This window comes from Uniformispora flossi (genome assembly GCF_049534875.1).
Classification (GTDB): Bacteria; Actinomycetota; Actinomycetes; order Streptomycetales; family Streptomycetaceae; genus Yinghuangia; species Yinghuangia aomiensis.
The window spans coordinates 470,297-489,798 of sequence record NZ_JBMULZ010000001.1; the positions used below are offsets into that span (position 1 = coordinate 470,297).

Below are 19,502 nucleotides of genomic sequence, written 5' to 3' on the forward strand. Positions count from 1 at the left end.
GCAACTCCCGCAGTCGTTCCGCGAGGCGGGCCCGGGCGGACCGGGCGCTGGTAAACGACGATGACGGCGCGCGGTGCCTGGTTCGACGGGCTGTTCGCCAGATCACGTACTCCTCGGGCTGGACGGCTCGTTCCCACACCGCTTTCATCGGGCGGCAGTAGCCATTCAGATGACCAGGTTTCGGGCCAGGACCCACAGCGCGGCGATGGCCAGGATGGCGGTCTGGGCGTGGCGCCCGATCGGTACTTGGTAGCGCTCGCCGCGTATGCCGGCGCGCAGCCAGCCGGCGAAGAGGAAAGCGGCGGTCGGAACGCCGAGTACGAGGAGCACGGGGTTGTCCGTGAAGGCGGCGGCAAGGTCGCCGTGCAGCAGGTCGTACGCCATGCGTGTGCCGCCGCATGCCGGGCACTGGAATCCGGTGACCCAGCGCCACGGGCAAGCCGGAAGCAGGGAGTTCGGGTCGTGCGGGTTCGCGCCGAGGAGCAGGTATGCGCTGCCTGCGGCGGCAGCGGCGGCGAGGCCGAGCGGCGCGAGGAGGGGACGGGCACGCCGGTACGCGCGGCCGGCGCGATTGTGCCGCAGGCCGCGCGTACCGGCGTCGTATGCCCGGTCAGCCATGCAGGACGAAGCCCTTGCTGTCGGTGCGGTCGTTCGAGGTGAGGAAGAGAATGCCGTCGATCAGCGCCCAGATGCCGAGGCCGCCGCAGGTGAACAGCTGGGCGAGCGCCATGCCCTTGTGGCCGGTGTACCAGCGGCCGGCGCCGAAAGTGCCCAGCAGGATCTGAAGGACGCCGGCGGCGACCTTCGACTTCTGCGAGAACGGACGACCGCTGGGGTCGTAGCCGAACGGCGCGTTCGGGTCCGGCACGGGCGCGCCGGGGGCGGCGTAGGACATGGGGACTCCCTGAAGCGTGAGGGTTGCTTTAAGTAACCGACGTTGGCCGTGCGTGAGGCCGGGATCGTCGGCAGAGAAGCGCGCAGGAAGTCACAGCAGACCGAGAAGAACCGCTTCTTCTCCCTGGGCGGTTCGCTGATATTAGGGAAGCCCACCTGCCACTCCCACCCAGTTGGCAGTTTTCACCTACCCCACTCACTATGCGTAACTAAACCCTGCATGGTGAGGCAGGATTTGCCCACTGATGCCCGGTCTCGCATCGGGCAGCATGGCCGGGAAAGGCCGACTTACCGAACATTCGCTCGATGAAGTCCCCCTCCTCGTTGTAGAGTTCGGCGTCGCGGCCGGCGGGACCAACCGCCGTGGCCGCCTTGCCTTTTGCCGTTTGATGATCCGGTTGGCCCGACCGCGGAGCCGGCTCCGCCAGGGCGAACCGGCAACCCCATGGGCACGGCAACCTGAGGAGAAGCTCACGGTATGGCGACAGGTGGCCCCGACGAGCCGGTGCGTGGGCAGCGAGTCCTCGACCTCCTGGACAAGGCAATTGACGCCCAGAGCCCGCTGGTGCGCAAGAACATCGCCCGCGCCCGCCAGCGGAACCCGGAGGCGACTCCGGCACAGGTCGTTCGCAATCTCGAGCGGATGTACGTGAGTGCCCTGACGGGAACCGGCGCCGCCGTCGGAGGAGCGGCGGCCGCTCCCGGCGTCGGCACGGGGATCGCACTGACCATGTCGGCGGGCGAAATTCTCACCTCGCTGGAACTGAGCGCCCTCTTCGCGCTCTCGGTCGCCGAAGTCCACGGGGTCCGCATCGACGAGATCGAACGCCGCCGAACAATCGTGCTGGGCGTCATGCTCGGTGGGAGCGGTTCGGCGACGATCACCAAGGTCGCCGAGCGTACGGGGCAACACTGGGGGCGACAGGTCGTCGCCAAGGTGCCTGTCGAAACGTTGCGTCAGATCAACAAGGTCCTGGGGAAGAACTTCGTCACGAAGTACGGGACCAAGCAGGGAATCATCGTGCTCGGCCGAGTGGCACCGTTCGGTATCGGCGCCGTGATAGGGGGCGGCGCCAACGCTGCCCTGGCAACGATGACCGCCCGGGCCGCTCGTCGCGCGTTTGGCCCGCCTCCGACCGCGTGGCCCTCGACGACGGAGAGCACGCCGCCCCCATCCGAGAATGGCTCTGCCTGACTCTCGGAGCTGAACGGCTTTCTCCCTACTGCAACCAACCGCATAGAGGGAAAAGCCTCAGCGGCGGTGTCCCGGTCGCAACCGTTCCGGAGTCGGAAAACCGGACGCCACTGCATGTGGTCGAACGGCCGTGCCGCTTGCCGGCTCGCGGAACTGGGCCGAACGGTGGTGAGAGGCCACGAATCGCCGGATTCCCGAGGCGGTGATCTCTATCATGAGCCCTCTCGGGTCCCGCGCCGTCCACGGCGTCGTGGCCAGGATCGACGTGGCGGGGGCGCATGTCCGAGTCGGGGATCGAGTGGCTCCGGGAACGCTTTGCGGTGCTGCTCGACGGCGAGGCCGACCCGGCGGTCGGCAGCGAAGTCCGCGTGACGGTCGGCACCGCCGACCGCGCGCCGGACGTCGCACGGGTGATCCAGGGGCTGTTCGCGGCACACCCCGGACTCAAGGCTGTCGTCGTAGTGGCCGACGGAACGGTGTTGGGTACCGCGACACCGGCTTCGATCGCCGCGGCGCGCCTGGCAGCCGCCGACCTTGGGGCCGCCGACAGGGCCCGCCTCAGCGGCAAACCCACCGAGTTCAAGCGCATCGTGTACTACTGCGCACAGTGCGGCGCCGAGACAACGCGTGTGATGCACGATCCACGCACGGTGCCCGAATGCACCGACACCGCGCCCGCGCACGGCCCGATGGCGCTTCGCCCGTGAGACTGGGCGGGTCGGTCACACCTCAGTCCGGGCTGGACACCGGCCGCCGGTTCATGCTGACCGGCTACCTTCCGATCTATGCCGCGGTGCTGTTCGTGCTGGCACTCGTGGGCGCCGGTGCACGCGCCTGGCACGCACCCGCCGACGGCGGCATGAGTCTTGACCACGCCTGGCAGGCTGCCGGCGGCCTCACCGCCGTCCGGATCGGCGCAATCGTGGTCGGCGTGACGTTCGTTGCGCTGCTGCTCCAACCCTTGCAGGGCGTCATGGTCGCCGCGGTCGAGGGCAACTGGCCGACGTGGCTGGGGGGAAGCCGGTTGCATGCGCGGCAACTGCGGTGTCGGAACAGGCTCGAAGCCGCAGCGCAGGTCCCGGCCGCCGCCGTGGTCGGCGCGGCGGAGATCCGCCAAGCAGGGCTGGCGGCGACCGAACTCCGCCGCAGGTTCCCGCAACCGACGCACGTGCTGCGTGCGACCGCGCTCGGCAATGCCCTCGCCGCCGCCGAGGACCGCGCCGGTCGGGTCTACGGGCTGGACACGGTCGCGGCCTGGCCGCGCCTCTATCCGGTCCTCGGCGAGCGCATGCTCGCAATCGTGGACGACCACCGCGACCGCCTCGACGCATCCGCCCGGCTGTCGGTGACGATGGCAGCCACGGCGGCTGTGTCCGTGGTCGTTCTCTGCCGCACCGAATGGTGGACGCTGGTCGCGCTGCTGCCCTTGGCGGTCGCGGTCGCGGCATATCAAGGTGCGGTGCAGCAGGCCTTGGCGTACGGCGATGCTCTGTACGTCGCGTTCGACCTGCATCGCTTCGACATGTACGACGCACTGGCCGTGCCGCGTCCTCGGACTTGGGCCGACGAGCAAGCTTTGAACGAGCAGCTGTCCATGCTGTGGCGGCAGGGACTGCCGTTGGCGCCGACCTTCGGATTCGCCGAGCCGTCGTCAGTTCCGATCCCCGCCACGCCACCGACGACTCCGCCGAATACGGGGCAGAACCCATGACAAGAGCCGACCGCCCCGTCCCGAACCCGGCAGCCGCCGTGCCGGAGAGCAACGGAGACCTCGCCGCACGGCGGGTCCTACCGTACGAACTGGTAGTCGGCCAGGCGGAGCTGAAGCTCGCGCTCGAACTTGCCTACGTCGACCCGGCAATCGGCGGTGTACTGGCTTCCGGTCAGCGCGGCACCGCGAAGACCACGACTGTTCGGGCATTCGCCGTGATGGTGGCGGGCGAGCTTCCGGTGACGCTGCCGATCGGGGCGACCGAGGACCGGGTGCTCGGCGGCTGGCACATCGACAAGCTCATGCAAGGTGAGGCGAAACCCCAACAGGGGCTTTTGGTCGACGCCGCAGAGTCGGCTGCCGGAATGCTGTACGTGGACGAGATCAACCTGCTGGACGACTTCCTCGTCAACATCATCCTCGACGTGGTGTCCACGGGAATCCTGGACGTACAACGGGAGAACCTCGCCGAACCTGCGCGGCGTGTCGAGTTCACGCTGGTCGGGACCATGAACCCGGAGGAAGGCGCCCTGCGTCCGCAACTCCTCGATCGCTTCGCGCTCGTGGCGGAGGCGAACGCGGTAACGGATACGGCGGACCGCGCGCGGATCATCGAGGCGGTGCTCTCCTTCGAGACCGGGTCGGACGCAGGAGCCGGCACTACGCGCGCCGCCGAGCTGCGCACCGCACGGACCCGGGTGGCAGGTTTGCCCCTTGGCCCGCACACCATCGCCGCCTGCGCCGCGATCGCCGGTGCCTTCGAGCTGGTGGGACATCGCGGAGAGTTGGTGCTGCTGCGCAGCGCACGAGCGTATGCGGCACTGACCGGGAGCCCGGAAGTCGGTGTCGAGCATGTCAAGGCCGTGGCCAAGCTCGCCCTGATTCACCGCCGCTCACGCGGCGAAACCGGGACGATGCCGGACTGGACCGAGGAGGATGACAAGCGGGTCGCCGACGCCGTCGCGGAGTGGCGGAACTGATGACCGCGGGTCAGGGCCCAACGGTCGCGGAGCGCGTCGCAGCGGTACTCGCTTGCCTGGCGGACGAGCACGCAGGCGGTGGCGTCCTGCTCATCGACCTGGACCCGGACTGGCTGCAGGTGCTCGCCACGAGAGTTGCGGCTCGGATGACGCGGACGGCGCAGCGGACGCGGAAAGGTGCTGGGCAGCCGGACGGGAAACATCCGTATGTCGGCTCACGCGTCGTCACTCTCAGACCGTGGCACACCGACGCCGAACTGTGGACCGACACTCGTCCGACCCGGGACGGTTTCCGGATCGGCCCTGGCCCGCTTGCCGAATTGCCCGGCGAAGCGCCGCCGGTCGTGGTGGTCCCCGATCTGGCCTCCGCCGGGCCCGTCGTGCTGCGCGCGGTGGTCACGGTGGCAGGGGCCGACGCCGCATCTGTGGAAATGGCGGGTTGCCGGGCCCGATGGGCGCCGCGGGCGCGCTGGATTGCCGCGTGCCGCCGGGTCGACGCGATGAACCTGTCACCACATGTGCTCGACCGCTTTCCGATGCGTGTGGATGCCGGTGGGCTGGCCACGGACCTGCGACGCCTTCAGAACGACTCTTGGGGAGACCGGCTGGACCCGTCGGACCTGGACATCGGCCTGTTGAGCAGGTGGCTGCGGGAGCCGCCGGATACTGCCGAACATGGCATGCCCCGCATGTCGGCCCAGGCATGTCTGCGTCTGGTCGGCGCTGTCGATCTTGCCGTAACCCGTAGGCGCGATCTCTCCGCGGCGCGCATGGCACGTTGGCTTGCCCGCAGCGCCGACGAGGACGAGGTCATCTCCGAACACATCGACAGGGCTGTGGCGTTGCTGGGGCTTACCCGGACCGCGCCGGTCGACCGTTCGACCACCGAGGGCCGCAGCTCCGACGACATGACCGGGTATGGCGAAGGAACCGACGAGGCGGAGCCTTCGGGGCGGCTGGCCGTGGCGAGTCCCGACCATACGGACCGGTCGGAGCCGGCCGAATCAGTGCCGGAGGTCTGGACGAGCTACCCCGAGGATCACCCCGACGCACTTCCCGAACCACGGTCGCTGGTACTCCATCTGCCGGGAATGGCGGGGCGCTACCAGTACGGACGGCCGCTCGGCAGCGTCTCCACCCGGGATCCGCGTGCGGCGGCGATCGTGCCGACGGTCCTGGAAGCCGCGAAGTTCCAAGCCGCCAGGCGGATGCGGACCGCGGCCGATCCGCATCCGCACGACCGGGGCCTGCTCATCTCGGCGGCCGACCTGCGCCGCTACCGTCGAGGCGGAGTCCCCTCGGCCGCGCTCGTGCTGCTCCTTGATCATTCGTGCCGCCAGGGCTGGGACTGGCACCCTGCGCTCGCCCCACACCTCCGCTGGGCTTACGAGGCCCAGGCGGCGGTGACCGCCATCGAACTCGGTCACCGGGACACCGAGTCCGAATTGCGCGCCGAGCGCTGCCGGGCCGCTTCCCTGCTCGACCCGCAGCTCCTGGCCTGCTTCGACCGCGCTCCCGGGCGCGCGACCCCGTTGGCGCACGCGATCGATTTGGCGGCGCAAGAGGTCCGGCGATTCGTACGGCGCGGGCGCTCCGGTGTCGGGACCGTCTTGTTCGTCGCGGTGACGGACGGGCGCGGCAATGTCCCGTTGGCGGCGAGCCTGCGGGGTGAAACGCCGCGCCGGGTCGGTCGACGGGGTGTGGATGACGCCCTGACCGGGGCCCGGGCCATCGCCAAGCTCGGACGGGTCGACACCGCGGTCATCGCACCCGGGCGACGGGCGTATGCCGATCTTCCGGCGGAACTGGCGATCGCCTTGCGCGGACGGCTGTGGACCGTGGACGACACGACGGCGGTCTCCCCCTGTGGCACCGGCCCGGAGGGGGCGTGAGCCAAGACCAACGCCGCTCGGTGAAACGGCTGATCGCACCCGTCAAGCGGCTTCTGACCGCGGACCGTGCCGTTCCCGCCGCGCGCATCGGGACGGAGACCGACCCCGACACCGTGCTGTCGGGAGCAGCCGTCGACAGAGACACCGCGGGCCGCGAAACGGACCCGAGGGACTTCGAAGCGACGGACGTACACCTCTCCGCGGCATTACCCCCCGACGTGGCACTCCTGCGCGTCACCAGCACCCAATTCAAGGGGCGGCGGTGCGTGCAGCTGCACTTCCACCACAAGGGGAAGGTCGCCGTCGCGGCATCCGAGCGGGAACTCGGCACCCAGTACGTCCGTGACATCCGCGTCGCGGACCTGGTGACGCGCGCAAAAGACCAGAATGCGAACGGCAAGGCGGACGCGTGGGGCGAGGCGTACGACCAGGTGCGTGCTGCCTGGTCGAGCATGGGCACGTTGGTCATGTGGCTGCGCGGCTTCCTTGCGGATCAGGACGCGCCCAAGCTGGTGGTCTGGGACGACACGGGCGACGAAATGCCCTGGGAACTGTTCAAGTTCGAAGGCAAGGTGGCCGGCGCGGAACGCCAGGGGTGGCTAGGCGAGCTGATTCCCGTGGTGCGCTGGACATCGGTGCTCGACGGAGCGCGGATGTGGACGTACGACGCCTCGCCGGACGGCTGCGAGGGTGGCGTGCTGGTGAGTGAGGACATCGAGTTCGACGCGGGGCTCGGCGATGCGTCGAGTGCGCTGTCGCCGTACGAAGTGGAGGCGCGCACGCGGTCCATGCACGCGTTGTACCGGAGACTGATGGAGGACATTCCGGAGGTCGCGCTCGTTGTCGCTCGCTATCACGGTCACCGCGGCGACGACGGCAGGAACTCCAGATTGGGGAAGTCGTCGCTGGACAGGCTGTCGGACCCCATGCCGGGACTCGCCCGCGCCGGCGCGATTGTGCTCCTGAACGGATGCAACACGGCTCGCCCGGTGGGCGCGGACGGGCGCAGCTTCGCGGAGGTCTTCCTTCGACGCGGCGCACGTGGCGTGATCGCAACGACCGGTGACATCAGCATCGATCACTCACACGATTTCGCCGCCCGGCTGATGGAAGCCTGCGTGCGGGACCATGTCGTGATCGCGGAACAGCTGATGCGGCATCGGGCCGAATATGCCCGGCGGGTGGCGCTGGCGAACCAGGAGGAAGACCGCGCGCCGTACGCGGCGGAGTTCGAGGGGTTCTTCGACGCGTACACCTACGTGTACTTCGGACACCCCTACGCAAGGCTTCGGATCTGCCCGCCGCGAGGAGGTACGGGCGATGACGAGTGAGGGACACCGGCGTCGGTCGGACGCCATCCGGCTCCGGCCCGTCATCGCCTGGCCCCGACAGGCAGTGCCAGGGCGGGACTACCTGGTAACCGTCGACCTCGAGCCGGACGGAGACGGACCGGAGTGGGGCGACGACGTGGAGGAGCACATCGTCGGTTGCATGGTGGACGGACGCGGTGGTGTCACGGTGCGGTCGGTCGGCGACGGTCTGCTGGCCTTGCACCGATTTGGCGGCACCTACGGTCCCGCCCGGTTCGTGGTGACTCCGGACCCCGCGGCCGGGGAGGACGCTCTCTGGGAACTACGCGTCAGCCTGGTCACCGCCGGAGGTATCCCCTTCTGGTCACGGTCTCTCATGATCGAGCGGGGTGACGCCGACGACGGGGCAGCCGAGCGGGTGGTGGAGGTCGTCGTTGTTCCGACACCGGCCCACAAAACCGCGTCACCTCCGGAAGAGCCGCTCGGCGAAGCCGTTCCCGAGGTCTCGGTTGTGCGGCAGGGCGCGATTGAACTATGGCTGCGCAACCTCGAACAAGGCACTGCCGCCCGTGAGAGGAACACCGTCGCCGGCTTCGTGGCGGAGCGTGCGGCCGACCTTGGCGCGGATCACCCCAGTACGCTGGCCGCTCGGCACGACCTGGCGTTCTGGTCGGGGCAGGCGGGCGATGCCGCGGAGGCGGTACGGCAATTCGAAGCCGTGGTGGCAGACCGCACCCGCATCCTCGGGCCGGACGACGAGGGAACGTTGGCCTCGCGGCACAACCTGGCACGTTGGACGGGACGGGCGGGGGACGCGGCGGAGGCGGTCCGGCAATTCGAAGCCGTGGTGGCAGACCGCACGCGTGCCCTGGGAGCGGACAACCGGGACACTCTGACGTCACGACACGAATTGGCGTTCTGGTCAGGGCAAGCGGGAGATCCGGCGGAGGCGGTACGGCAATTCAAGGCGGTCGTCACCGACGGCGTCCGAATTCTGGGATCGGCTCATCCGGACGTATTGATCGCACGGCACAACATGGCCTTTTGGCTGGGTCAGGCCGGGGATACCGCGAGGGCGGTCCGGCACGGCAAAAGCGTGGTCGCGGACCGCACCCGGGTGCTGGGGCCGGACCACCCGGACACGCTCGGCTCTCGGCACAATCTGGCGCACTGGACGGGCAGGGCGGGGCGCGCGGAGGAGGCCGTCCGGCAGTTCGAAGCCCTGGTCGCAGACCGCACCCGCGTGCTGGGAGCGGATCATCCGGACACGGTGACCGCCCGCCACGAACTGGCCCTCTGGTCCGGCTCGGCAGGAGATCCGGCAGGTGCCGTAAGGCAGTTCGAAGCCGTGGTCGCGGACCGCACCCGCGTGCTGGGACCCGACCACCCAGGCACTCTGAACTCCCGTCACCATCTGGCCCATTGGCGGGCACAAGTGGGAGACACCGCGGAGGCAGTACGGCAATTCGAGGCGGTGGTGGCGGACCGCAGCCGCGTTCTGGGACCGGCACATCCCCAAACCAAGCTGTCGCGTTCCGCCCTTGCCCGGCTGCGCGCACGGGACACCGAATAGCGTCGGCCCCGGAACTCCCTCGGGGTACTCGTGCAGTCCTTCCGGGTCCTGGCGGCGAAGTGCGAGATTGCGCTCGAAACCCCCGACGCGTTCCGCAGGCCCACCGAGAGCACGCCCTACTTCGCTGCGAAGTCGTATTCCATCTACGCCTTCCCCTTCCTCCACACGCGGCTCATCCTGGATCTGAGTGAGGACAGCCGCCGCGACCTGTTGGCCGCGCTCCGCGACGTGGCTGCGATGCTGGAAAGCGGCAGCGTGGTCGATGTGCGGAACCGCGTCGTCCATGCCGCGGAGAAGTTCCCCGGTGACGCGGAGATCGCATCCGCTTGCGCGATGATCGAACGGGCCGTCGACATCCTCGCCGACCGCGGGCTGCTGCCCTCGGTCTATGCATGGGCGGGGGACTCGATGGACTCCTCGCGGTGCCGGGTCACCTACATGGCCGACGGCACCGGGCGCACCGTAGAACTCGTGAGCCCCTCCGAACTCGATTTGTGCGGGTTGCCGCAGTACAGCCGTCCGCAACTGATCATGACGGCCGGTCGCCTGAAGCGCACCGGCGAGCCCGTGCGCTTCAGCTACGAGGAGGAGACGGGGATCACCGAGGTCTGGGAGGACTTCCTGGTGAGGGCTTCCGAGGGCAAGGGCATCCACGACTTGGCCCAGCCCGAGCCGGAGGCTTCCGAATCCCACGCCTGACGCTCTCGGTCGAACGACCGAGGGGACCAGCCGACAACTCCCGCACGGTTACCCCCGTACGAGTGAAACCCCCGCCTCACCCGACCCTTTCGAGGGAATTCGGCCGCGGGTGGATCGCCCGAACTGCCTAAGCTCGCCGTGCCCCGGTCGGTCGCGGCCGGGTGCCCGTCGTCACCTTCCGCAGACTGTCTGGGGCCGTCAGCTCGTGCATGTTGCTCTCACCGGCGCCACCGGGTTCCTGGGGCTGAGGCTGGTGCGGGAGTTGCTGGCGCGGCATCGGATGCTGACGGTTCTCGCGCACGCCGGGTCCGGCGGGGCATTGCACCGGATCATGCGCTTCTATGAACTCACCGATGCAGCAGATGAGTTCGATGCCGGACTGGCCGACCGCCTGCGGATCGTGGACACCGATCTGACGCAGCCGCAGCTCGGGTTGTCCGCGGCCGCCTACCGGGAGTTGGCGGACGGCGTCGACGTCGTCTGGCACAGCGCGGGCAACATCCGCTTGGACGACGATCCCGCGCGGCTGCGACGGGTGAACGTCGAAGGCACCCGAAACGTTTTGGCGCTGGCCGCGTCCGGGTGCCGCCGACCTGTCGTCCACCACGTCAGCACGGCCTTCGTCGCCGGGGCACGGCGCGAAGGCGTAGTCTACGAGGACGAATTGGACGACGGCCACGGATTCGAGAACGCGTACGAGCGGTCCAAATACGAGGCCGAGCTGCTGGTCCGCGCATGGGCCCGCGAACACCGGCGCCCCGCGCTGGTCCTGCGGCCGGGCATCCTGGTCTCGGACGTACCGCCGCATCCGGAACTCCCGGAGCATCCGCTCCAGTTCATCGACGACATGCTGCAGACGCTGCTGCGCGGTGTCGGCCGTCCCCGGGCGGGCGGCGCACCGCTGCGGCTGCGGCTCGCCGGGCATCCGCGCGGGCACCTCAACCTGATGCCGGTCGAGGACACCGCGCGGGTCATGGTCGAGTTGGGTGCGCGGGAGCGCTCGGGCGGCGTCGAGACCTACCACGTCGTGCACGGCCACGACGTCCCGATCGGCACCGTGACCGCCGTCATGGAACGCTTGGCGCCCGTGCGCGTCGAAGTAGTGGCGCAGCGCCCCGTCGACGCGTCTCCGCTGGAGGCGGCCACCGACCTGTATCCGGGGTTTACGCCGTACTTGCACCACCGGCGGCGCTACGACGACACCCGCGTGCGCTGCGCCCTGGGCGCGTCGCCGTCGCGGCGCCGCGTCGATCTCCCTTACCTGCTCTCCGGCGTGCTGCCGCCACCACCGGAGCCGGCGTCGCTGCTGTCCGGCGGTAGCGCGTCGTTACCGTGACTCTGCCGGATGGAGACGTTGATGTCCCTGTTGGCCGCCCCCGGCCCGGTTGCCGCCGCGGAGCCGGTGTTCTCCCCCGAGGGGATCGCCGCCTGCGCGGCGCGGGTCCGCGAGCACGCGCAGGTGGTGTCCGATCCCCCCGGCCGCAGGCTCGGCCTGATGATGGGAACCCGGCCGGCCGAGCGTTGCGTCGGCACGCTGCCGCCGCTCTACCCGGAATGGCTCGGCGGGCGCACCTTCTGCGAGGCCCACGGGGTGCGTTTCCCGTACGTGGCGGGCGAGATGGCCAATGGCATTGCGACGACGCGCATGGTCGTCGCAATGGCCCGCGCGGAGATGCTGGGGTTCTTCGGGGCGGGCGGTCTCGCGTTCGACGCGGTCGAGCGGGCGGTCGCCGAGCTGGCGGCGCAGCTCGGCGAGGCAACGAACTGGGGTGTGAACCTCATCCATTCGCCGAACGAGCCGGAACTGGAACACCGGGTCGCCGCGTTGCTGACGCGCCACCGGGTGCCGTGCGTCTCGGCGTCGGCATACCTGGGACTGACGCCCGCGGTGGTGCTGTGCTCGGCTTCCGGCCTGACGCGGGCGGCGGACGGGCGTATCGTCCGCGCAACCCGCGTGTTCGCCAAGGTCTCCCGCCCCGAGGTCGCGGAGAAGTTCCTCTCGCCCGCCCCGGCGGAAATGCTGCGCGCCCTCGTGGATCGGGGCGAGCTGACGCAGCAGGAAGCCGACTTGGCCGCCGAGGTTCCGGTGGCCGAGGACGTCACCGTCGAAGCCGACAGCGGCGGCCACACCGACAACCGGCCGCTGAGCGCGCTGCTCCCCCGCATGCTGATGCTGCGCGACGAGGTCGTCCGGCGGTTCGGGTATGCCCGTCCCGTCCGTATCGGGGCGGCCGGCGGACTGGGGACCCCGGGGGCCGTCGCCGCGGCGTTCGCCCTGGGAGCCGAGTACGTGGTGACCGGGTCGGTGAACCAGGTCGCCGTCGAGGCGGGTATCTCCGACGACGCCAAAGCCATGCTGTCCGAGGCCGATGTCGCCGACGTCACGATGGCACCCGCGGCCGACATGTTCGAGATGGGTGTCCGCCTGCAAGTGCTACGCCGTGGAACGATGTTCGCGACCCGCGCCGGACAGCTGTACGACGCCTACCGGGATTACCCCTCGCTGGAAGCCCTCCCGCCGGCCGTGCGCGCCAAGATCGAAGAGGGCGTGCTGCGCGCGTCGATCGACGACGTCTGGGCGGAGACCCGCCGCTTCTGGGCGGCCCGCGACCCCGCGGAGATCACCCGCGCCGAGCGGGATCCCAAGCACCGCATGGCGCTGGTCTTCCGCTGGTACCTGGGAAACTCCAGCCGCTGGGCGATCTCCGGGGACTCCGCCCGGCGCACCGACTACCAGCTCTGGTGCGGCCCGGCGATGGGGGCGTTCAACCGCTGGACCGCGGGCGGCTTCCTGGCCGCCCCGGCGAACCGCACGGTGGTGCAGATCGCCCTCAACCTTCTCGAAGGCGCGGCCGTGCACACCCGCGCCCACCAACTCCGGACGTACGGCGTCGCGGTGCCCGCCGCCGCGTTCGCGTTCACGCCGCGCCGGTTCGCCTGACCCCGCACCGCCACCGGCACCGTCGGCACATCCCCACCACACGGCACGAAAGAGGAAGCATGCCGCAGCAACAGCGCACCCAGGTTCCCGTCGCCGTGGTCGGAATCGGTGCGTTGCTCCCGGGTTCGCGGAGCGCCGGCGACTTCTGGCGCACTGTGGTCGCGGGACGCGACCTGATCTCCGATGTCCCGGCGACGCGCTGGCTCGTCGAGGACCATTACGACCCCGACCCCGCGGCCCCCGACAAGACGTACGCCCGTCGCGGCGCGTTCCTGCCCGACGTGCCCTTCGACCCGCTGGCGTTCGGCATCCCGCCCGCCACGATGACCGCGACGGACACCGCGCAGATGCTCGCCCTCATGGTGGCCGAGCAAGTCGTTGCGGACGTCGGCGGCCTGAGCGAGGCCGAACGGGAGCGTACGGGCGTCATCCTGGGCGTGGGTCCGCTCAAGCTCCTGACCCAGATGAACGCCCGCCTGCAACGGCCGGTGTGGCTCAAGGCGCTGCGCGAGAACGGGATCCCCGAAGCCGAGGCGCAGGCCATCTGCGACAGCATCGCCGGGCACTACGTGCCGTGGCAGGAAGCGACGTTCCCCGGCCTGCTCCCGAACGTCGTGGCCGGCCGGATCGCCAACCGCTTCGACCTGCACGGCACCAACCACACCACCGACGCCGCCTGCGCGGGCTCGCTTGCCGCGCTCACCAACGCGGTCGCCGAGCTTGCGCTGGGGCGCAGCGACCTGATGATCAGCGGCGGCGTCGACACGCTCAACGACATCGGCACGTTCATGTGCTTCTCGAAGACCCCCGCGCTGTCGCCGACCGGCGACTGCCGCCCGTTCTCGGACGGCGCCGACGGCACCATGCTGGGCGAGGGCCTGGTGATGTACGCCCTCAAGCGGCTGGCCGACGCGGAACGCGACGGCGACCGGGTCTATGCGGTCATCCGCGGGATCGGCACCGCGTCGGACGGCAAGGACACGGCCATTTATGCACCGCTGTCCGACGGGCAGTCCCGCGCCCTGCGCCGCGCGTACGACGAGGCGGGCTACGGCCCCGCCACCGTCGAGCTGGTCGAGGCGCACGGCACCGGCACCAAGGCCGGGGACGCGGCGGAATTCGCGGCGCTGCGCCGGGTGTTCGACGAGTCCGGCCGCGCCGACCGGCAGTGGGCGGCGCTCGGATCGGTGAAGTCGCAGATCGGGCACACCAAGGGCGCGGCCGGTGCGGCGGGGCTGCTCAAAGCCGTCCTCGCCCTCCACCACAAGGTGCTGCCCCCGACGATCAAGGCGGACCGCCCGAATCCGGCCCTGGCGATCGGCGACAGCCCGTTTTACCTCAGCACCTGCCCCCGCCCGTGGGTGCGTTCGGCCGAGCACCGGCGCCGGGCGTCGGTGTCCAGCTTCGGCTTCGGCGGCAGCAACTTCCATGTCGCGCTGGAGGAATACGTGCCGCCGCAGGGCGGCCACGCCCCTGCGGCCTCGCGGATGCGCACGGCCGCCACCGAACTGGTGCTGTTCAGCGGAAGCACTCCCGACGCGCTGACCGAGCAGCCGATCGACGCCGGCCGCCCGCTTGCGGACCTCGCGAGGGAGAGCCAGACCGCGTTCCGGGAGGACGCACCCAAGCGGCTCGCGGTCGTGGCGTCCGACCCCGCGGACCTGATCGCCAAGCTGCGGCAGGCCCGCGACCTGATCGCGCACGCACCCGACGGGGCGTTCTCCACGCCGAACGGGATCCACTACGCCTGCGGCCCGTGCGCGGTCGGCCGGATCGCGTTCCTGTTCCCGGGCCAAGGCGCCCAGTACGTGGGTATGGGCGCGGACATCGCCATGGCCGAACCCGCCGCGCTGGCGGTCTGGGACCGGCTGGGCACCGCCGCCTTCGACGGCGTCCCGCTGCACCGGGTCGTGTTCCCGCCCCCGGCCGTCGACGACGGAGAACGGGCCGCGCAGGAGGCGCAACTGACCTCCACCGCATGGGCGCAGCCCGCACTCGCGGTGCACAGCGTTGCCCTCCTCGAACTGCTGCACGGTCTGGGCCTTCGGCCGGACTGCGTGGCCGGGCACAGCTTCGGGGAACTCGTGGGCCTGCACGCCGCCGGAGTGCTGGACGCCGACGCGCTCGTGGCCCTCGCCCGCAGGCGCGGCGAGCTGATGCATGACGCCGCGGCCGTTCCGGGCGTCATGGTCGCGGCGGCGACGAGCCGGGCGCAGGCGGAGGACGCCATCGCGTCCTGCGGTGGCGCGGATGTGTGGGTGGCCAATCACAACGCCCCGCGGCAGGTGGTGCTGTCCGGCACCGACGAAGCGGTGGACGATGTCGTGCGGAAGCTCGCCGCAGACGGCGTCACGACCCGGCGGCTGAACGCGGCCACCGCCTTCCACACCCCCATCGTGGCGCCCGCGACCGCTCCCCTCCGGGACTTCCTCCGGGACGTCCCGGTCGGCCCCCCGCAGGTGGCGGTCTTCGGGAACGCCGACGCCGCCGTGTACCCGGAGTCGGCCGACGAGATCCGGCACCGGATCGCCGCGCATGTGGCCTCGCCCGTGCTGTTCGGCGACGAGATCGAGGCGATGTACGGCGCCGGGGTGCGCACCTTCGTCGAGGTCGGGGCCGGCAGCACGCTCACCGGTCTGGTGGCGCAGACCCTCGGCGACCGCGAGCACCTCGCGGTGAGCCTCGACCGCAAAGGCGGCAACGGGGTCACCGCACTCCAGGACGCGCTCGGCCGGCTCGCCGTGCGCGGAGTGCGGCTCCGCCACGAGGCGCAGTGGACGCCGTACGCAGCACCCGAGCCCGCCGTCGCGGAGAACGAGAAGAGGCCCAGGATGACCGTGCAGATCAACGGCGGCAACTACGGCAAGCCGTACCCGCCGGAGGGCGGAGTGGCGGCGCTGCCGCAGCCGAACGCCCCGCGTCCGGCGGTGACGGCGCCCATGTCGGCGGCCGTGACCTCGGAGGCTCCCCTGCCGCCGATTCCGGTGCCGGAGACTCCTGCACCGGCGCTTCCCGCACCGGGGGCTCCCGTGCCGGGGATTCCGGTGTCGGAGTTTCACGTGCCGGGGACTCCCGTGCCCGGGATCCCCATGGCGGCGACGCCGGAGCAGGCGCCCCCGCAACCGGTCGCCGGAGACCTGCTCGCCCTGCTGGAAAGCGCCCAGCGGGCCACGGCCGAGGCGCACACCGCCTGCCACCGCATGCTCGTCGACAGCCACCTGGCCTTTCTCCGGATGACCGAGACGACGTTCGCGGCGATGCTCGGAACACCTCTGGAGGGCGGCGCTGTTCCGTCGTCCCTGCTGGAAGCGCCCGTGATTCCGGCGCCGTTGACGGTCGCACCTGCCCCGGTGCCGCAGCCGACGCCGACGCCGGTGCACGTTCCGGTGCCCGTGTCGGCACCCGCACCGATGCCCGCGCAGGGTCCGGCACCGACACCGGCACCGGCGCCTCAACCGGTGGCGGCATCGGCTCCCGCTCCGATGCCCGTACCCGCCTCCCGCCCGGCAACGGTCCCCGCCCCCCTCGTCCCGCCGCTGCCCGTCGCCGTGCCCGACCCCGGCCCCGGCCCGGTGGAGGTCGAGGAGTTGCTGCTAGGCGTGGTCGCGGAGCGGACCGGCTACCCGGTGGCGATGCTGAACGTCGACATGGCGTTGGAGTCGGATCTGGGCGTCGACTCGATCAAGCGGGTGGAGATCCTCTCCGCGGTCCGCGAACGCGCCGGGAACCACCTGGCCGAGGGCGATGTCGCCGACCTCCTCAAACTCCGCACGCTGCGCGAGATCGTCGGCGCGCTCACCCCGGGCTCGGCACCCGCCCGCACACCGGAGGCGCCCGCCCGGGCACCCGAAGTGCTCGCCGACGCACCCACGGTGCCCGTCCGCGAAGCCGAGCCGCCCCTTCACGAAACCCGTGCAACCCACGCACCCGACGTGCCCGACGTGCCCGACGTGCCCGCCATCCCGCCCACGCGCAGCGCACCGCCCGCCGACGTGGTCCTCACCAGGCTGGCGGTCCGCACCCGGACCGCCCCCGCGCCCGGCTTCGCCATGGCCGGCCTGGCGGCGGGGCCGATCGCGGTCACCCGCGACGGACACGGCGTCGCCGAGCACTTGGCCGACCTCCTGGGCACCCACGGACTGACGGCGTCGGTGGTCGACGAAGTCCCCGCGCACGCCGCGGCGGTCGTGTACCTCGGGGCGCTCGCCGACCTCGACTCCCCCATCGCCGCGCAGGCGATCCAGCGGGACGCGTTCCGCACGGCACGATCGGTCGCCCCGCGGTTCACCGCGGACGGCGGTGTGTTCGTCGTGGTGCAGGACACCGGAGGGGACTTCGGGCTCGACGGCCGCGCCGCCGATCGTGCTCTGCTCGGCGGGATCGCCGCACTGGCCAGGACGGCCGCCAAGGAGTGGCCGGACGCCCGGGTGAAGGCCATCGACTGCGAGCGCGGCGGACGGGACGCCGCCGCGATCGCACACGCCATCGCCCAGGAGCTGCTGTACGGAGGCCCGGCCCCCGAGGTCGGACTGCGAGCCGACGGCACGCGCCTCACCCTCACCGCCGAGCCCTCGCCGACCGGCCGCAAAGGCCGCCGACGCCGCGCGACGCTCGGACCGGACTCGGTGATCGTGGCCACCGGAGGCGCTCGCGGCGTGACCGCGGCCGGCCTGGTGGACCTGGCCAGGGCGTACCGGCCCCGCATCGTGCTCCTCGGCCGCACGGAACTCGTGGAGGAGCCCGCCGATCTGCCGCACACCGGGGACGAGGCCGCGCTCACACGGGCGCTTGCCGACCTGAACCGGTCCGCCGGCCCTGCCGCGCTCACCGCTCAGGCCCGCGCCGTTCTCGCCGCGCGGGAGGTCCGGGCGACCCTCGCCGCGCTGGAGAAGGCCGGCTCCCCGGCCCGCTACCGGCCGGTCGACGTGCGGGACGGCCACGCCCTGTCGGACGTGCTCGCGGACGTGCGGCGCGACTGGGGCCCGGTCACCGGGATCGTGCACGGCGCCGGGGTCCTGGCCGACAAGCTGATCGCGGACAAGACGGACGCGCAGTTCGACCACGTCGTCGCCACCAAGGTCGACGGGCTCCTGAGCCTGCTGGCCGCGACCGCGAACGATCCGCTCGACACGATCGTGCTGTTCTCCTCGGTGGCCGCGGCCTTCGGCAACCCGGGCCAGAGCGACTACGCGATGGCCAACGCGGTGCTCGACCACCTCGCGTCCGCCCAACGCGCCGCACGGCCCGACTGCGTCGTGCGCTCGATCGCCTGGGGCCCGTGGCAAGGGGGCATGGTGACGCCCGCCCTGGCGGAGCACTTCGCGCAGGCCGGCGTGCCGCTCATCCCCGTGCCGCAGGGCGCGGCGGCATTCACCGCGGAACTCGACGCGGACGGCGCCGACACCCGGGTGATCCTCGCCGCCGGCACCGGTTTGGGCTCCATGGCACGGGTCTCACAGCCGGGCGACGGCGAGTTGCGTGTCCACGCGCGCACGCATCCCTACCTGGCCGACCATGTCGTCGCCGGCGTCCCCGTCCTCCCCGTGGCCGTGGCGCTGGAGGTGTTCGCCGGTGCGTCGGCCGCCTGGCGGCCGACGGCCGACGGCCTGGCGCTCCGCGACGTGCGGGTCTTCGGCAAGGTCACGCTGCCCGATCTGGACGGCAGCGGCCACCGGTTCGGCGTGCGCGGCCGCCCCGCCGAGGCCGGTGACCCGGCCGCGCTGGAGGCCGAGCTGATCGGCGGCGACGGCGTCTTGCAGTACGGCGCGGTCGTGGACTTCGCCCCCGGGACCCCGGCCGCGTGGGACGTCCCCGGTGGCCTCGCTCCGGTGGAACACGACGTGTACGACGGCCGGGTGCTGTTCCACGGCCCGCGCTTCCGCGCCCTCGACGCCGTCCACGGCCTCGGCGACACCGGCGCCGAGGCCACCGTGGCCGGTGTCGCCCGCCTGGGCTGGGGGGACGGCCCCTGGCGGCTCGACCCCGCCGCGGTCGACGGCGCGCTGCAACTCGCCTTGCTGTGGGCCGAGGAGGCGCTGGGCAAGGCCACGCTGCCGATGGGCGTCGCGGAATGCCGGGTCCACCGCCCGGGTCCGCTCCGGGACACGGCGCGGTGTGTGGTGCGCGCACGCAAGGTGCACGACACGGGGGCGCGGTGCGATGTGGCGCTCCTCGACGCGGACGGCGCAGCCCGGGTCGAACTACTGGGCGTCGAACTCGTCATCCGTCCCTCCTGAGCGGCCGGTCGTCGTCACCCGCTCGCGCGGTGCGCACGACCGTCCTGCCCCCGTTTGTGCCCGCGTGGAAA

13 protein-coding genes are annotated in these 19,502 nt (G+C 71.3%); 11 read left to right on the top strand and 2 right to left on the bottom strand.

Features of this window, described 5'->3' with window-relative positions; genetic code table 11:
* Positions 1-165: 165 nt before the first annotated feature.
* Complete coding sequence (locus tag ACPA54_RS02110; RefSeq protein WP_423526152.1) at positions 166-618, bottom strand: DUF2752 domain-containing protein; 453 nt, start codon at positions 616-618, stop codon at positions 166-168.
* Positions 611-895, bottom strand: coding sequence for a TM2 domain-containing protein (locus ACPA54_RS02115; protein WP_423526154.1), 285 nt, complete (start codon positions 893-895; stop codon positions 611-613). The genes ACPA54_RS02110 and ACPA54_RS02115 overlap by 8 nt, the downstream gene beginning before the upstream one ends.
* 477 nt (positions 896-1,372) lie before the next feature.
* On the opposite strand from ACPA54_RS02115, the gene ACPA54_RS02120 reads away from it, so the two are divergent.
* From ACPA54_RS02120 to ACPA54_RS02170, 11 genes are all read left to right on the top strand, one after another.
* Positions 1,373-2,089, top strand: coding sequence for a hypothetical protein (locus ACPA54_RS02120; RefSeq protein ID WP_423526156.1), 717 nt, complete (start codon positions 1,373-1,375; stop codon positions 2,087-2,089).
* Between the two features lie 320 nt (positions 2,090-2,409).
* Positions 2,410-2,796, top strand: a complete 387-nt coding sequence (locus ACPA54_RS02125; RefSeq protein WP_423526158.1) for a hypothetical protein — start codon at positions 2,410-2,412, stop codon at positions 2,794-2,796.
* Positions 2,793-3,800, top strand: a complete 1,008-nt coding sequence (locus ACPA54_RS02130; RefSeq protein WP_423526160.1) for a hypothetical protein — start codon at positions 2,793-2,795, stop codon at positions 3,798-3,800. The genes ACPA54_RS02125 and ACPA54_RS02130 overlap by 4 nt, the downstream gene beginning before the upstream one ends.
* Before the next feature lie 38 nt (positions 3,801-3,838).
* On the top strand, positions 3,839-4,780 hold the full coding sequence (locus tag ACPA54_RS02135; protein WP_423526162.1) for an AAA family ATPase: 942 nt from the start codon (positions 3,839-3,841) through the stop codon (positions 4,778-4,780).
* Positions 4,768-6,672 (top strand): hypothetical protein, encoded by a 1,905-nt coding sequence (locus ACPA54_RS02140; RefSeq protein ID WP_423526164.1) that lies wholly within the window; start codon positions 4,768-4,770, stop codon positions 6,670-6,672. The genes ACPA54_RS02135 and ACPA54_RS02140 overlap by 13 nt, the downstream gene beginning before the upstream one ends.
* Positions 6,669-8,003 (top strand): C25 family cysteine peptidase, encoded by a 1,335-nt coding sequence (locus tag ACPA54_RS02145; protein WP_423526166.1) that lies wholly within the window; start codon positions 6,669-6,671, stop codon positions 8,001-8,003. The genes ACPA54_RS02140 and ACPA54_RS02145 overlap by 4 nt, the downstream gene beginning before the upstream one ends.
* Before the next feature lie 136 nt (positions 8,004-8,139).
* Positions 8,140-9,555: a tetratricopeptide repeat protein gene (locus ACPA54_RS02150; protein ID WP_423526168.1), complete on the top strand. Its 1,416-nt coding sequence runs from the start codon at positions 8,140-8,142 to the stop codon at positions 9,553-9,555.
* Between the two features lie 30 nt (positions 9,556-9,585).
* Positions 9,586-10,254 carry a hypothetical protein gene (locus tag ACPA54_RS02155; RefSeq protein WP_423526169.1) on the top strand — a complete coding sequence of 223 codons (669 nt, stop codon included), beginning with the start codon at positions 9,586-9,588 and terminating at the stop codon, positions 10,252-10,254.
* Positions 10,255-10,459: 205 nt separating this feature from the next.
* Entirely contained in the window at positions 10,460-11,590 is a 1,131-nt protein-coding gene (locus tag ACPA54_RS02160) for an SDR family oxidoreductase (protein ID WP_423526171.1), read from the top strand.
* Between the two features lie 21 nt (positions 11,591-11,611).
* Positions 11,612-13,195 carry a PfaD family polyunsaturated fatty acid/polyketide biosynthesis protein gene (locus ACPA54_RS02165; protein WP_423526173.1) on the top strand — a complete coding sequence of 528 codons (1,584 nt, stop codon included), beginning with the start codon at positions 11,612-11,614 and terminating at the stop codon, positions 13,193-13,195.
* 59 nt (positions 13,196-13,254) lie between these two features.
* Positions 13,255-19,431, top strand: coding sequence for an SDR family NAD(P)-dependent oxidoreductase (locus tag ACPA54_RS02170; protein ID WP_423526175.1), 6,177 nt, complete (start codon positions 13,255-13,257; stop codon positions 19,429-19,431).
* Positions 19,432-19,502: the final 71 nt, after the last annotated feature.